This is a genomic window from Leyella stercorea (genome assembly GCF_021531355.1).
Classification (GTDB): Bacteria; Bacteroidota; Bacteroidia; order Bacteroidales; family Bacteroidaceae; genus Prevotella.
In genome coordinates this window covers 1-16,014 of sequence record NZ_JADYTS010000063.1, presented here as the reverse complement: position 1 = coordinate 16,014, position 16,014 = coordinate 1, and the positions used below count along the sequence as shown (strand labels likewise).

Sequence of the window (16,014 nt, the reverse complement as noted above, 5' to 3'; positions counted from 1 at the left end):
TGATGGCAAGGCATCAGAAAATAGCTAAACTCTTTGATGAAGATTTTTGGGGTACGCAATGACGAAGTCAGGAAAAAGATGGAGGACTCGAAAAATGAGAAAAATTGACACTATCATAATACATTGCACAGCAACGCAAGAGGGCAAAAACTACAAAGTGGCTGATATCGAAAGATGGCATCGCGAGCGAGGCTTCGACAGCATAGGATATCACTATATAATATATCTCGACGGTAGCATACATTTTGGAAGGCCAGTCGAACAAGCAGGTGCACATTGCAAAGGGCATAATGCAAACAGTATCGGCGTCTGCTATGTAGGAGGTCTTTCGAAAGACGGTAAAACATCAAAAGACACACGTACGCCCTTGCAAAAACTAGCTATTAAGTGTCTGTTAATGCGACTTAAAGCAAAATATCCCGATGCTGTAATAAAAGGTCACAGGGATTTTGCAGCGAAAGACTGTCCCTGTTTCGATGCAGCGAAAGAATACGCTAATATATAAATATGTGTATGATGAAGCAAATGCTAATAATAATCCTTGCGCTCTTATGCTTTTCGTGTAAGAGCGCAAAGTCTTCTTCCGAGGAGATAGATGTGCAGCGCATAGACATCAACAGTCGTTTTTTCGGCAATATTTCATCTTTATTGTATAATACTAACGATTCTGTATACTTCACTTTCGACAGCTGTTTGATATCTTTTTTAAACAATAACAAGCCTTACATTACGCCAGCCGAAAAACCCTCTATAAAGATATTCGGCGCGAAATATTCAAGCGAAAAACATAACACATTGATGCATAATTCAAACACCATCGACAGCTTGTCTACGTTTAGCCAAAACAATTCGACATCTAAATGCGCCAATCACTCGTCCTTCAACAAATCCTTGCTTAATGGAAATCTCTGTATTGTTGTTTGCTGTCTTGTTGTTGTTCTGTGTGTATGCAGAATACTCAAACGGTGGGCAAGATAAAATCTAACAATATCCGTCGGCACGCAATGTGACATCTCTTGCCATGCTTTAGTTGATTTGTTCTTTTATACAAATGTATATATAAATTTCGGATTAAAAGCTACTTTAGATAAAAAACGAGGAAAGATGATGCAAAGGTAAAAGTTATTCTTTTTGTCAACATCCCTCTGTCATAAAAAAACAATGGATAATTATGATTGACAATACAATCGTAATTATCCATTGCTATTTGTAAGGATATTTTGTCTTAGTCGTTGTTGAACCGTTGTCGCGCCCTTCTGAGTATTTCAGCCACGCTGGTGGCGTGCTTTTGATTGTTTTGCTGCAATTGCTGCTTACGCTGCTCGTAGTCGCGTCGCTGCCGTTCAAGAAAGTTGTCTGCCATGGCTGCGTGTTTATTTGAACTTGCTGTAGATGACGCTTATGGTTATCTTGCTGTCCTTGGTGTCGTTGTAGCCACGTACCAGACGAGTGCTTGTCATCGACATGTCGTTGCTTACGCTTATCAGTTCCGTCGCACCGCTCGAGGTGTCGTAGCTAACGCTGACCGGTATCAGTACCACCTTGTTCCAATCGGTGTCTGTGCGGTCGGCCTTGTCGTAGAGGTTCTTTATCAGACTTCCGATATTGTTGAATGTGTACGTATTGGTAGAACTGCTGTACGATGCGAGATACGATGTCTTGTAGTCGGCAGTGCGGTTGTTCTCGAAGAAAGCCTTCACATCGCTCTTGGGCAGCATGAGCAGCGTTTTAGGAGCACTGAGGGTGTACTTGCTGTCCTGAGTGTTGTTGATTCGCCGCAGCACTACCTTTGCCGAATTGATGGTGTCGTTCTTATGACTGTACACTTTTCCGCCTACGGTATATTCCTTCTCTACAATCTGCATTACGGGCAGGGTCAGTTCTGTGTAGATGCCTGCTGGCGACTTGATGTAGGTACATGAGGGGTCGGCCACGAGCTGGCTGATGACGTTCTGGTCGTTCTGTATTCTTGTAGTCTGCAGCACCTCTTCAGTTCCAGGGAACGAAGCCATGGCAGCATAGATGGTGTCCTTCTTGGTTCCGTCAGTCTTTGTATAAGTGGTCTTGTGGCGGAAGTAGACGTTGAGCTGGCTCAGACGGATGTATGCCATTGAGCCTATGCCGCTTGTGGTCTTGAAGTAGAATCCAGGTACGAGATGGTGTATGAAGGCATAGGCATTCTTGAAGTATTCAGGGTGCTCATAGTATGCGTTCATGATCTTTGTGCCGTATTCGGAGCTTAGCGGTATGCGTATGCTGGGCATGTAGTCGCTGCCGTAGCGTGTGCTCTCGTCGACGTTGAGGTCGGTGAGCGTGTACATCTTGTCGACTTTCATCGACTGCGGCGTGATGTATTCGGCTTCGGGGTTGAAGTCGGTGTAGAATTTGCCTGTTTCCGGCACGGGCTTGGCGAGTTCTACGGCCGAGAGCTTCATCGTGGCGAGCGAGTCGCCGAAGTAGTTAGTGTAGTAGAGGCGTATGTCGCACGAGTCGGCCATGATGCGGTGGTTGCTGTCGAGGCTCTTTATGCTGTCCTTCTCGGGGAACGTGAAGTCCTCGGGGGTGTAGAACTGTGTCATGAAGCAGCTTGTGAGGTAGGCCCCGGTCTCGGGGTCGCGCACCTTGCCGAGGTATCCTGTCGAGCTGTTGGAGAGTACGGCTCCCATAGCAGCCGAATTGGATATTATCCCGAAAGTGTCGGTTGTGATTTCGAGCTTGTCGGCATTGTCGATGAGCGACGAGCCAATCTCGCTTGTATTGTCGTCGCACGATGCCAACGCTATAGAGGCAAGCGCTATGCCTGCCAGTAGTTTTATTTTCATCTTACAGTAAAAAATCTAATGTTAGATAAAAAGCCCCTGTATGTGTGTTAGAGGCTTTCGTAGAAGGCTTTATAGGCGTCGTCGGCATTGTCACCGGGGTAGGGTAGCACCTTTATGCCCTTACTTTTTGCATACTCTATGAGTTCGGGGTAGGCGTTGGCTTCGGCTTCTACCACTGCGTCGCTATGGTCGATGGCAAGCTTGCACATTTCGGTGAAGTCGAAATCGTCGTTGTAGTCAGCGAGGCTTTCTACTGTCACGTCCTTGAATTCGAGGCATCGCTTGAAGTTGTCGCCTATCTTTTTTGTGAGTCCTTGGCTGAATATAGAGGTGATAACCTTTGTACCTGCAAATGTAGGCTCGTCCTTGTATGCTGTCTTGATAAAGAGGGGCACGATGTATCCCATCCATCCCTGGCAGTGTATAGCCTCGGGCGACCATCGTAATTTCTTCACGGTTTCGAGTACTCCTCTTGCGAAGAATATGGCTCGCTCGCCGTTGTCGTCGTATTCCTCACCGTTCTCGTCGACGGCCATCTTGCGCTTCATGAAGTAGTCGTCGTTGTCGATGAAGTACACCTGTAGTCGTGTCTGCGGTATTGAGGCAACCTTGATGATGAGCGGATGGTCGGTGTCGTCGATTACGAGGTTCATTCCCGAAAGGCGTATCACCTCATGTAGCTGTCCTCTACGCTCGTTGATATTGCCCCACTTCGGCATGAATGTACGTATTTCGAAACCGTCTTCCTGCATTTTGCTTGGAAGGTCTCTGCCCATTACAGAAAGTGTAGATTCTGGAACGTACGGGGATATCTCCTGATTGATGAATAAGATTTTCTTTGCCATGCTTGATTCTTTTATTGTCGCGCCGATTTGGTTGAATTTTGTTTGTGTGCGCGTAAAAACAGGTGCAAAGGTATAAAAAAAAGTTCAGAAAAATCGTCGTTTTTTATTAATAACGAAATTTGGATGCCGTATTTGTCATATTTTTAGATTTATTCTTTCGCATTTAAGAAAAATGTTGTTATTTTGCATTGAAATTTCAAAAGGATAAACGCTTTAAGCTGTTGCCAGGATTTTTTCGTGTGATAAAATCGGCAACTGGCTTATGGCAATAAAATTAAAATGATGATGAAACTGTTCAGAAGTATTGTTGAACTTCAGAATGAGTTGTTCGAAGTTCGGAAGGAAGGAAAGTCAGTAGGTCTGGTTCCCACTATGGGCGCTCTTCATGAGGGCCATGCGTCGCTTGTAAGCCGCAGTGTGGTTGAGAACGATGTGACTGTAGTGTCAGTATTCCTCAATCCGACCCAGTTCAACGACCAGGGCGATTTGGAGCGTTATCCGCGCACGCTTGATGCCGATTGCGCTTTGCTAGAGCAATGTGGTGCCGACTATGTGTTTGCACCGTCTGTAGAAGAGATGTATCCCACTAAGGATAACAGGCATTTTGAATTTCCTCCTGTCACTACGGTGATGGAGGGCGCCCATCGTCCCGGTCACTTCAATGGCGTGTGTCAAGTGGTGTCACGCCTTTTCTATATAGTACGTCCCGACAGAGCTTATTTTGGTGAGAAAGATTGGCAGCAGATAGCTGTTGTCAAGGCTTTGGTGCGCTATCTCGGACTGAAGCTGCAGATTGTAGAGTGCGACACAGTGCGCGAGGCCGATGGCTTGGCAAAGAGTTCGCGCAATACTCTGCTTGCTGCCGACGAGCGTGCTATAGCCCCTAAGATTTACAGCGCGCTCAAGGCTGGCAAAGAATATGGGGCCACCCATACGCTCAAGGAGACACACGACAAGGTGGTGGCCGACATCAATGCCGTTGAGGGTCTTGAGGTGGAATATTTCTCTATTGTCGACGGCAATACCTTGCAGGAGGTGGAGTCGTGGGATGACAGCCAGTACATTGCAGGTTGCATAACTGTGTATTGCGGCAAGACCCCGATACGACTTATCGACCATATCACATTCAAGGAATAGTCAACAACAACAAACATTTAGAAAGTATTCTTTTTACCGTTATGATGATAGAAGTATTGAAATCGAAACTGCACTGTGTGCAGGTGACACAGGCCAATCTCAACTATATTGGCAGCATCACTATCGACCAGGATCTTATGGATGCCGCCAATATGATTGAGGGCGAGAAGGTGCAGATTGTCAACAACAACAATGGTGAGCGTTTCGAGACATATATTATAAAGGGTGAGCGTGGCAGCGGATGCATCTGCCTTAACGGTGCCGCTGCACGTAAGGTGGCAATCGGCGACACCGTGATAATTATATCTTATGCTTTGATGGATTTTGAGGAGGCCAAGAAGTTCCGCCCCACAGTGGTGTTCCCCGAAAACAACAAGGTTGTCAAGTAGAAACGCAATCGCTTTATTTCTTTTATGCCAAATACAAGTACAGAAAGAAAGCCTGGCAAACAGTCGCAGGGCAAGGCGTTTGACAAGAACTACGGCCATCTGCAGCCACAGGCTGTGGATATAGAGAAGGTGGTGCTAGGTGCGCTGATGATTGACAAGGATGCCTTCTCTATGGTGTCGGAGACGCTGCGCCCCGAAACCTTCTACGAGCCTCGCCATCAGAAGATATACAATGCCATACAGACATTGTCGATGAACGAGAATCCGGTGGACATCATGACTGTTGTCGACGAGCTGAAGCGTGAGGGTACTATTGATGATGTGGGCGGTGCGCCGTACATTGTGGAGCTTAGCTCGCATGTGGCATCGTCGGCTCATATCGAGTATCATGCTAAGATTCTTGCTCAGAAGTATCTGGCACGTCAGCTTATCTCTTACGCCAGCATTGTGGAGACCAAGGCTTTCGACGAGACGCAGGATGTAGACGAACTGATGCAGGAAGCTGAGGGTTCGCTCTTCGAGTTGTCGCAGCGCAACATGAAGAAGGACTATACGCAGGTGGACCCTGTCATAACCAAGGCTATCGACATTCTGCAGAAGGCGCAGGCTAATGCAGGCGGATTGACCGGTGTGCCTACAGGATATGAGGAATTGGACAAGAAGACGAGTGGATGGCAGAGTTCGGACCTTGTAATCATTGCCGGACGTCCGGCGATGGGTAAGACTTCGTTTGCTCTGTCGCTTGCCAAGAACATAGCTGTCGACTACAACACTCCTATTGCCTTTTTCTCACTTGAGATGAACAATGTGCAGCTTGTCAACCGTCTCATTTCAAATGTGTGTGAGATACCAGGCAACAAGATGCTCAACGGACAGTTGGCTCCCGATGAATGGGAGCGATTGGACAAGAATATTCGTCTGTTGCAAGGCTCGCCATTGTATATTGATGATACTCCGGGACTCTCCATATTCGAGTTGCGTACTAAGGCACGTCGTCTGGTGCGCGAGAAGGGTGTAAAGATTATCATGATAGACTACCTTCAGCTTATGAATGCAAATGGTATGCGTTTCGGCAGCCGTCAGGAGGAGGTGTCGAAGATTTCGCAGTCGCTCAAGGGGCTTGCCAAGGAACTTGACATCCCCATACTCGCTTTGTCGCAGTTGAATCGTACTGTGGAGAATCGTGAGGGTCTTGAAGGCAAGCGTCCGCAGCTGAGCGACCTTCGTGAGTCGGGAGCCATCGAGCAGGATGCCGATATGGTGCTGTTTGTGCATCGTCCGGAGTATTATCATATTCTGCACGATGAGAAGGGCAACGACCTTCGTGGCATGGCGCAGATTATCATTGCCAAGCACCGTAAGGGTGCTACGGGCGACGTGCTGCTTACGTTCCGTGGCGAGTTCACTCGATTCCAGGATCCCGAGAAGCAGTCGGCACCTATTGGCGATGCCCCTTTTGGTTCGGAGATTATCGGCAGCAAGATGAATGGCGGACCAGGCATGTCGCTGCCTCCTGATTTGGCAGGTATGCCCGACGATGCACCATTTGGTGAACCATCTTCACCAGCACCATTTTAGTGGTTAATTAAGAGTTTAGAGTTGAGAATTGAAAGTTATATTACCATGGTTGATAGTTGAGAGTTAAGAGTTGAGAGTTATGATTACCATATTATAATTATATTTACCAAACAAAGCATATCATAACTCTCAATTCTCAACTCTCAATTCTCAACTCTCAATACTCAACTGAATTAACTCTGCAGATTCTCCTATACGAGCATTTTTCGCAACGCATTTTGTCCTGTGTAGGTGTGAAAGGTAGGGTGGTGTTGAATATTTCTTGCAGCACTTCCTTCAGATGTTTCTCAAACTCCTCTTTATATATTCTTACGTTTGAAATTTTTTGTGAGTCAATCTCAAGTACAGGGTCGTAATTATCCTTAGATGCCTGCTTTATAAATAGCAATGCCGGACTTACACAATCCCTCTGCTGATTGTATTTTGTAGAGTCGTCTACAATCAGCGAGTAGAGTAAGGCTTGCAGATAATAGTCGGAGTGCTTTTGGCTGATGTTGGTGTCCGAGAATATTTCCTCAATTTCCTTAATCTTCTTTGTAGCCTGCAGTCCCGTCTTATAGTCTACTACACGTATTGTTGGTATGCCCGTTCGTGCATCGGTCACCCTGTCCAGACGGTCGATAATTCCGCCAATTCTTATATTCCGCTCGTTGTTGTCTTCAGCTTCAAATGTCATTTGGGTGTAGACGGCTTCCTCCAGTGCGAGTATCTCAAAAGGAGCGATTTTTTGGTCGCCATGAAGCAATTGGCGCAGATATTCCAACAGCACTTTGCGGTTGATCAGATGCAGTCCGTTGTAGTAAGGGCTGCGCTTTGTGTCCTTCACCTTAAACAGTTCTTCATTGAATGCACGGTCAACAACATTCTCCAACAGACCCTTTGTGTTAAGATATTTCTGTATTGCAGCTTTTTCAATCTTGCCATTGTTGTGCTGTGCAATGTCGTCGTATATCAGTTGTGCCGATTTGTGGAATATATTGCCGAACATACGGTTGTCTACTACATCGTCATCGCAGTCGGGTTCCTTTATGTGTGCCACATATTGATAGAAGAACTGTAGCGGACACCTTATATATGTGTTTATTGCCGATGGCGACAGACTGTACATGCTGTCGAGTGTGTCCTTGATGCTGTCCTCTTTTTTTATGCTTTGGGCTACGTGAGTTACAGGTGAGTTGTCGGCAAGCAGATTGTAGTGGCTTATTTGCTGCTTGCCGTCTACCATCAATTGCAGCATAAAGCGGCTCATTTCGCCCGTATGTCCATTATCTGTAGTGTTGTTGTATATTATCGTTATGTCGTCGGCACGTTGCAGCAGACGGTGGAAATAGTATGAGTATATAGCTACCTTGTTGTCGATGGTAGTCAGTCCGTGTGCCTTGCGTATGGCGTAAGGTATGAACGACGAGTCGTTGACACCCTTAGGCATATTGCCTTCATTGCACGACAGCAACAGCAGATGCTTGAAGTCAAGATTACGTGTTTCGAGCACTCCCATTATCTGTATTCCCACTACCGGTTCGCCATGAAAAGGTATAGTGGTTGATGATATTAATTGTTTGATGAGTCGACGCAATGTGGTTGTGTCTACATTTAGGTCGCCATTGGCAGCGAGTTGTTCTAGACGGTTTATGATGGTGTACATTCTGAATACCGACTCTTGCAGGAAGGCATCCTCGGTGTCCTTGGCATTGACGCCAATCTGCTTGATTATAGTAGCTACATGCTTTAGCAGAGCGATGTTGCCGGTAGGGAAGAGCAGGCACAAGCCTTTGTCTACACCTTCAAGAGTAAGTGTGTTGTGGTCGGGATACATCAGATGTCGCTCTTTTATTGTGGCGTATACGTCCTTTGCTTTTTCTGATATATAGTGTGTGTAGGCATGTGTCAATACTTTGCTTGCATATTGTGTACGATAGTATGCACCCTTGCTCGTAATGCCCGATGTGTACATGTCGAATAGTAGTGATACTAACGATGCTATCGGTGTCATGCCAAGCGGAAAACCACTTGTAATGTTCACTTTGTCAGCCTCTGGAGGCAGACTTTGTATTACTGGAGGCAGAATGGCTTCGTCGCACATTACAATGGCAGTTTGTCTGCCGTCTGAATATCTGTTGCCGTCGCGCAACCATTGAGCGGCATATCTTGCCTGAATGTTCTCGGTTGATGCCATTACGAACGATACGTTCTTGGGTTGTCGCATATTCGAGTAGATTTCTGCTGAGCGGACGTCGAGTTCGTTGGGGAAATCCTTCAGATACATGGCAATGTATTTACCTGCCTCGTTGTTGAATGCGCTGTTGTTGCGAGGCATGTAGTAGGTGTCAAAGTCCCAGTAGAAATGGGCCTTGCCAGCCTTCTTCAGATTGGCAAACAGTTCTTGTTCTACCTTCTGAAGCAAGTTGAAACCAATGAATATGTATGTGTCGTATTCAAATTCAATGTCTTGCTTTGTTACTACATCTCTGTAGATTGCTCCCTCGTATCCTATGCCTTGGCTTCTTAGACGTTTGTTGTAGTCGTGATATATGTCGCCAAAGTGGCTCCATAGACTAAGGAAGCGTTTCTTCAACTCTGTCTCATGGTCGTCACTGAAGTTGGCAAAGAAGCGTTTGAGCATCTCGCGCTGCTCTTCGGTAAGATACGACAGGTCGTCAAGTTCGTGTATGTCTTTCAGATTGCAGAATATCTTGTCGGCATCGGCCATATTCTTGTCAATATCGTCGAAATCTGTCAATAGCAGCTGTCCCCAACCATAGAAGTGGTCGAGTGTCTCATCTATGCCCGTACATTTTACAAATGATTTATGCAGGTCGCACACCAGTTTTATGGAGTCGCCTACTGCAAATTCCGAGTGCTTGCCAAACAGCTCGCTAATGGTTGTGTATGCCGGACTCCACATGGGCTTGCCTGCTATGCGTGCAAGATATTCGTTTAGAAACAATGCTGCACGTTTGTTGGGGAATACTACCACTATGCGTGACATGTCTGTGCCCCATTTACTTATCATGTCTTCGGCTACATGTTCCAAAAATGTTCTTGTCGTTCTCATGATGCTATTATTTCACTTCTTCAATATTATTTGTATATACAAACCACAGATATCCCCTTACATCATTGTAGCCCATAGCTTTGGTGAGCGCAATGTAACGCCTTACTTGTTCGGTGTATTCTGGACGGTAGGCTCCGAATTTGAAGTCGACTATCACTACTTTGTTGCCGTCTTTCATCACACGGTCGGGGCGATGCTCTCTCACCGTGTCGGTAGCTATATCGTAGTCAAGAATGGTACACTCGTTGAACAGCGTCCATCGTCCGGAGAACCAGTCTGCCACCTGCTTGTTTTCAAGTCGCTTGTACAGCATCTTGCGCAGACTTTCGCTATTTACGTCGCTGTCTTCTATCAGTCCGTCAATCTCCAGCTGTTGCAGACTCGGTTCTATATCCTTGGTAGTATTGATTGTGGCAAACAGGTGATGCAGCACTCTACCCGTTTTTATATACGCCAGTCGTTGTTTCTCTTCGCTGTTGCTGTCGTCTTCGTCACATACAAACTCACGGCTTCTATTACTCTGTCTGAAGTCCGTATGGTTATCATACGTCTCCATCTTTACTTGTTTGTTGCTTATTTGTGGCATGAAGATGTTGTCAGAGTGTTTTGCTTTCTTTTTATCGGCAGTCTCCAATGTGCCGTAAGTGTATCTCAAAAAGCTCTTCTTGTCGTTAATGTCGCCTTCAAGAATTCCGTCTTCCAATTCCATATTCGACAAGGCTTGCTCTATAGTGTACGAGCGTTGGTTGGCATTGCCTCTGCGTGCTATTACATGTAGGCTTGACGAAGCGCGTGTGAATGCTACATATAGCAGGTTCAGGTTGTCTACACAGTTCTGCAGATGCTCGTCGTTATAGTCATCTTCGAATATGGTGCCCTTCATCTGCTTGGCATTGAAGTCTATAGGTATTAGGGGCAGTTCGTTGAAAGGTGCCACCTTAGGCGAGCACCATATGGTGTTAGTCTTCTCTATGCTCCAGTCGCAGAATGGTATGATGACATTTTCAAACTCCAATCCCTTACTCTTGTGTATGGTTATGAGTCTGATGCCTTGTGTAGCATTCACCTGTATAGTTTTGGAGCTGATGCTGTCGTCCCATTCCTCTATGAATTTGTCAATGTCGGCAGTGTTGTTTTTCAGATAGTCTGTCAGGCAATCGTAGAAGGCATATATGTAAGCGTCTTCACCGTTGATATTCTTAAGCCCGAATATGTTATACAGCCTTTCTGCCAATTCATACAGAGGCATGGCCATAAGGTCAGGAGCATTGTCGACAAATTGTTTTGGCAGTGCCTCAGTGGTGCCTTCTTCTGTTGTAAGCATCTTGTCTACATCTACATAATCCTTGCCCAACACTCTCGTTTGGTAAGCTTTGGCTATGTATGTTTTCGCTATTAGGTCGTCGGGATGGGTCAGGCAGTGCATGGCATTGACTATGATGTTCACCGAGTCGGCATTGTCGAGTCTGAAAGCCTCGTCCGACACGATTCTCATCTCAGGCATTTCTTCAGCAAAATATTCAGCCAATTGTTGTATGGTGCTGTTTGAACGTACTATAATAGCAATGTCCGAACATTCAGCCCCGGCATTGAGTAATTCTCTTACCGCATCGGCTGTCTTCTGCAAAGTCTGCGCCAGATAGTCCTCCTGGGGTAGCAATTCTACACTTACATGTCCCGTGTCTTTTCTGAATTCTGGTACATTCTGTTGAACGTCTGTATAAGCCTTCTTCAACTGTTCGGCCGAAATGTCTGATTTTTCGTCTTGCGACTCGTTGCCGATCTTCAAGTCTTTGTATTCTATCTCTGCTGCCTGTGTGAAGAAGGCATTGTTGAAGTTGATTACACGTCTTGACGAGCGGTAGTTAGTGTCAAGGCTCTGTACATTGAGCATACTTCTCATTGTAGGGAATTCACGCTCTATATTGTTTAACATGCGCCAGTCGCCCGAGCGCCATCTGTATATGCTCTGCTTCACGTCGCCTACAATAAGGTTGCCTTGTTCGGTGCCATGGCTCATGCATTCCTCAAGTAGTACCTTGAAGTTCTGCCATTGTACAGTACTCGTGTCCTGAAACTCGTCAATCATGATGTTGTTGAGTCGAGTGCCGATTTTCTCGAATATGAATGGCGAGTCGCTGTCTTTTATCAGTGAGTGTAGTAGGGTGTGGGTGTCACTCAACAGGAATCGGTTGGCTTCTTGATTCATGTCTCTCACTTTGCTTTCTATGCTGTTGAGCAAGCGCAACTGGTTTAGGTGGCGCAAGGTGAGTACTGCCGATTGATAGATTGGCCAGTTGCGGCTTCTTACGTCTTCGGCATTTATCAATATTGGAGCAAGTTTCGATTCGGCAATGGCTTTGAGTTCTGGAGTGGCTGATTTCTTCACCCATCCCTCTCCGTTACCATTGTCCATAGCAGTCTTTACACGACCGGTTATCAAACTCTCGTCGTATATTCCCGATCGTATCTTTATGAAATATCCGGCAGGACCACTTTTGCCATAGCTTAGGTCCTGTATGTCTATGCCATGGTTGTTTAGAATATCAAAGAACAATTCTGCTTCATTAACTATTTCTGCTTCTGCCTCATTGCGCAATTTGCGCAATTTCGCTGTGTATTGTTTGAAGAATCCCTCTTCAAGCAATTTTGCATTCAGTTGCTTGCTATTGGTCTTATAGAATTCACGGAAAATGTTCTCGCCGAATTTCTTTATCTGTCCTATTACGTTCCAGTTCTTGTCGTCTTGTATGTTCTCTTGGATGTATTCCATAATCCATGCCAATAGCTGGTCGTTCTCCGAGAGATTGTCTATCAGAGTGTCTACTGCATTACGCTCTATTTGAAAGTCGTTCAGTTCTACGCGCAGATTGGCTGTGAGGTCAAGCTCGCGTGCCAAATTGCGCAGAACACTTTGGAAGAAAGAGTCGATTGTTTCTATTCGGAAATAGCTGTAGTTGTTCACTATGTTGTGTAGGGCCATACCTGCACGTTCAGCCATGAATTCTTCTGTTACGTCCATGTCTGCCTTTATCTTCTCAATATAGCTTTTTGAGTCAGGCAGTAGTTTCCATATACCGTACAACTGACTTAGTATACGAATCTTCATCTCCTCAGTTGCTTTGTTTGTGAAGGTTACGGCAAGTGTAGAGCGATAGCTCGTAGGGTCGTTTATTAGCAGTTTAATATATTCTATGGATAGTGTGAAAGTTTTACCACTTCCTGCACTGGCTTTGTATATGGTAAGTGCCTTATGTACGGTATTCATGAGCTGATTATTATTTCCGTTATTGTTTGTCTGTTTCGGCGGCCATAATGTCAAGTCTACTTATGGCTGCTTGCATATCTATCGAAAAAGATGTGTGGTCAGTTAGAAAGTCTGATTTGCCGTCAGCTATAGTTTCGTATAGCTGACGGTTCATCGACTCAACATAAGAGGCTATGGAGTACTCAATGTCGTCTTTTTGACGCAAGTTGTTGCTATAAGAGTACACACGCCATTTCTGATGAAAGAAACAATACGCCGATTCAATACTGTCTTTAGAAACCATCTCTTATGTTGTCAGTTTATTATTGCTCAACAACTTCAATATTGTTGATTGTGATGTCTTCTTTAGGACGGTCGGCAGAATCGGTATCTACATTTATTATTTGCTCTACGATATCCAGCCCGTTTTCTACCTCGCCGAAAACAGTGTACTCTCTGTCGAGGAAAGGTGTTCCGCCTATTGTTGTATAAGCGTTGAATTGCTCCTCGGTAAAGCCTACAGGTTGCTGCCGGCAAATCTCTTTGGCCTCTTTCTGCAGACTGTCTTGCAGTTCCTGCAGTCCGGCACGGTCGCGGTTGCGTCGCATTTCCATAATCTTGTCTTTGTGATATGTCACAAGATCGTTGAATGTGGTAATTTCCTGATTCTGCTTCATTTGCTTCTCCATCTGCTTCAGTTGGGCAGTATTGTATACATCGCCCCATACAATGTAGAACTGGCTGCCACTCGATTCCTTGTTAGGATTCACCTCGTCGCCAAGACGTGCTGCACACAATGCTCCTCGTTTGTGAAAGAGATTTGACTTTATTTCGGCTTCGATTGTATAGTCCGGACCGCCTGCTCCGAGATGTTTGCCTGCTGGCGCACCTTTCGAGTCGGGATCTCCGGCTTGTATCATGAAGTCCTTTATTACACGATGAAAAAGGGTTCCGTTGTAGAATCCTTCGTCAATCAGTTTCAGCATGTTGTCACGATGTTTTGGGGTGTCGTCGTAAAGGCGTACTACGATGTTGCCTTTCGGTGTTTCAATTTCTATTTTTGCCATTGTTGTATAGTTCTTTTACTGCAAAGATAGCAATTTTTGTTTAAGTAATTACCAAAAAGCAATAGCATTTTGTATTGACGTATTCTTAATATTTATTTATCTGAAAATGCACACCAAATGAAATAAACATGTGTGTCATTTGGTGTATAAGTTTATACAAATTGTTATGAACTAAAATTTCATATGAAAAGAGCTATATAAGAAAGTCTACTTTTATTACAATGAATTAAAAGTTGTAAAAATTACAAATTTTCTTTGGTTGTTTAAGATATTGTTGTATCTTTGCAAATGTAGAAAACAAGAATATGAATTCAAAAGAAGCAATGGCCCGTTTGACAGAGTGCGGTGTAAAGCCCTCTGTACAGCGTATAGCGATAATGCATTATTTGCTAACGCACTATACCCATCCTACGGTTGACGATGTCTATCGTGGCTTGAGTGGCAAGATGCCTACTCTTAGTCGTACTACAGTGTACAATACTCTACGTTTATTGTCAGAGAACAATGCGGCTCAGATGATCACGATAGATGAACATAGGGTGTGCTATGACGGAAATATTAATGCGCATGCTCACTTCTATTGCAAACAATGTAGGAAGGTGTACGATATCTTTGATGAAGTTTCGCCTTTGCTGTCGTGTAAGACGGTGGGGGGACATTCGGTTGATGACGTGCAGCTGTATTACAAGGGAATTTGTAGCGAATGCATGAAGGAAAAGAAAGAGAACTAATTTATAAACTTTTAAACAATAATATTATGAAAAAGAAATTTATTTGCACAGTATGTGGTTATATTCATGAAGGTACAGAGGCTCCTGAGAAGTGCCCGGTTTGCAAGGCTCCGGCTAGCAAGTTCAAGGAAATGGAAGACCCAATGGACGGTCCTGCTTTTGCTACTGTTCACACTCTTGGTGCTGCACGCAAGGAAGATGCAACTGCTGAGATGATTAAGGACCTTGAGACTCACTTCAATGGTGAGTGTGGTGAGGTTGGTATGTATCTGGCAATGAGCCGTCAGGCTGACCGCGAGGGCTATCCTGAAATTGCTGAGGCTTTCAAGCGTTACGCTTTTGAGGAGGCTGAGCACGCAAGCAAGTTTGCTGAACTGCTGGGCGATGTATTGAAGGATACAAAGAGCAATCTTGAGGCACGTATTGCTGCTGAGCGTGGTGCATGCGAGGATAAGTTCCGTATTGCCAAGAATGCTAAGGCTGCGGGTATGGATGCTACACACGACACAGTTCATGAGATGGCAAAGGACGAGGCTCGTCATTGCGCTGGCTTCATGGGATTGTACAAGCGTTATTTCGAGAAATAATCAAGAAATAATAATACATAAAGAAGGAGGAGAGCATTGCTGCTTTCCTCCTTTTTTGGTATGCTCGGCATGAGCATTGTCTAACGGGTGGAAGTCCCGAGTAAGCCCTAATAGCGGGAATTACATAGCCAAAGGCAAGGGTGTCCATCGTGAGTTGGAATCTGAAAGAAGCCGGCGGCAAACATCTGACCTAACGGACAGAAACTTCATATAAGGCATGTGACCGTGGGTAAGGTTGCAAAAAGAACCAAAGCCCTATAGCTATTCGGAACGGTCGGTGTAAATGAAGTGGGTATAAGATGGAAAGACAATGCCCTTATCCGAGGAGGTCTCACGGACGCTTCAAATAGTTGCTTTTACGAAAGAAGCGGAGTAAAGCTTGCCGTGAGAAGTCAGCAGACGCCATAGTAGTGCAATACTCGATAACGCTGCACGAAGGGCTGAACCTAACAATTAAACGATAGTAATTGAAACATACCTCATGATTCCTAAGACATCACCAAATTTTTGAGAGCTTTTTTGTGTTAAAATAAGCAAAATTGCCCCCAGAAAGCAT

13 protein-coding genes are annotated in these 16,014 nt (G+C 45.1%); 6 read left to right on the top strand and 7 right to left on the bottom strand.

The features are described from left to right. Positions 1 to 94 precede the first annotated feature (94 nt). Complete coding sequence (locus tag I6E38_RS11700) at positions 95 to 505, top strand: N-acetylmuramoyl-L-alanine amidase (RefSeq protein ID WP_235394164.1); 411 nt, start codon at positions 95 to 97, stop codon at positions 503 to 505. 720 nt (positions 506 to 1,225) lie between these two features. On the opposite strand, the gene I6E38_RS11695 is transcribed toward I6E38_RS11700, so the two are convergent. Genes I6E38_RS11695 through I6E38_RS11685 form a run of 3 tightly spaced genes read right to left on the bottom strand, consistent with a single transcriptional unit; the run spans position 1,226 to position 3,667 of the window. Next, a complete protein-coding gene (locus I6E38_RS11695) occupies positions 1,226 to 1,363 on the bottom strand; it encodes an ABC transporter permease (protein ID WP_235394163.1) in 138 nt (45 codons plus the stop codon). A gap of 10 nt (positions 1,364 to 1,373) precedes the next feature. Then, a complete protein-coding gene (locus I6E38_RS11690) occupies positions 1,374 to 2,822 on the bottom strand; it encodes a DUF4270 domain-containing protein (protein WP_235394162.1) in 1,449 nt (482 codons plus the stop codon). 47 nt (positions 2,823 to 2,869) lie between these two features. Then, positions 2,870 to 3,667, bottom strand: a complete 798-nt coding sequence (locus I6E38_RS11685) for a glycogen/starch synthase (protein WP_235394161.1) — start codon at positions 3,665 to 3,667, stop codon at positions 2,870 to 2,872. Positions 3,668 to 3,952: 285 nt separating this feature from the next. On the opposite strand from I6E38_RS11685, the gene panC reads away from it, so the two are divergent. The 3 genes from panC to dnaB are packed head-to-tail and all read left to right on the top strand — an operon-like array spanning position 3,953 to position 6,771. After that, the gene (gene panC / locus I6E38_RS11680; RefSeq protein WP_235394165.1) at positions 3,953 to 4,804 is read left to right on the top strand and encodes a pantoate--beta-alanine ligase; all 852 of its coding nucleotides are present in this window, start codon (positions 3,953 to 3,955) and stop codon (positions 4,802 to 4,804) included. A gap of 41 nt (positions 4,805 to 4,845) precedes the next feature. Continuing rightward, positions 4,846 to 5,193 carry an aspartate 1-decarboxylase gene (panD, locus tag I6E38_RS11675; protein WP_235394160.1) on the top strand — a complete coding sequence of 116 codons (348 nt, stop codon included), beginning with the start codon at positions 4,846 to 4,848 and terminating at the stop codon, positions 5,191 to 5,193. 24 nt (positions 5,194 to 5,217) lie between these two features. After that, on the top strand, positions 5,218 to 6,771 hold the full coding sequence (dnaB, locus tag I6E38_RS11670) for a replicative DNA helicase (RefSeq protein ID WP_235394159.1): 1,554 nt from the start codon (positions 5,218 to 5,220) through the stop codon (positions 6,769 to 6,771). A 157-nt stretch (positions 6,772 to 6,928) separates the two neighbouring features. On the opposite strand, the gene I6E38_RS11665 is transcribed toward dnaB, so the two are convergent. Genes I6E38_RS11665 through I6E38_RS11650 form a run of 4 tightly spaced genes read right to left on the bottom strand, consistent with a single transcriptional unit; the run spans position 6,929 to position 14,140 of the window. Continuing rightward, positions 6,929 to 9,826, bottom strand: a complete 2,898-nt coding sequence (locus I6E38_RS11665) for a PD-(D/E)XK nuclease family protein (RefSeq protein WP_235394158.1) — start codon at positions 9,824 to 9,826, stop codon at positions 6,929 to 6,931. A 7-nt stretch (positions 9,827 to 9,833) separates the two neighbouring features. Continuing rightward, a complete protein-coding gene (locus tag I6E38_RS11660; protein WP_235394157.1) occupies positions 9,834 to 13,094 on the bottom strand; it encodes a UvrD-helicase domain-containing protein in 3,261 nt (1,086 codons plus the stop codon). A gap of 19 nt (positions 13,095 to 13,113) precedes the next feature. After that, positions 13,114 to 13,377 carry a hypothetical protein gene (locus I6E38_RS11655; RefSeq protein ID WP_235394156.1) on the bottom strand — a complete coding sequence of 88 codons (264 nt, stop codon included), beginning with the start codon at positions 13,375 to 13,377 and terminating at the stop codon, positions 13,114 to 13,116. 19 nt (positions 13,378 to 13,396) lie between these two features. Next, complete coding sequence (locus I6E38_RS11650; RefSeq protein ID WP_235394155.1) at positions 13,397 to 14,140, bottom strand: peptidylprolyl isomerase; 744 nt, start codon at positions 14,138 to 14,140, stop codon at positions 13,397 to 13,399. Positions 14,141 to 14,445: 305 nt separating this feature from the next. Here I6E38_RS11650 and I6E38_RS11645 point away from each other — a divergent pair, with 305 nt between their 5' ends. Beyond that, entirely contained in the window at positions 14,446 to 14,871 is a 426-nt protein-coding gene (locus tag I6E38_RS11645; protein WP_235394154.1) for a Fur family transcriptional regulator, read from the top strand. 26 nt (positions 14,872 to 14,897) lie between these two features. After that, the gene (locus tag I6E38_RS11640) at positions 14,898 to 15,458 is read left to right on the top strand and encodes an NADH peroxidase (protein WP_235394153.1); all 561 of its coding nucleotides are present in this window, start codon (positions 14,898 to 14,900) and stop codon (positions 15,456 to 15,458) included. Positions 15,459 to 16,014: the final 556 nt, after the last annotated feature.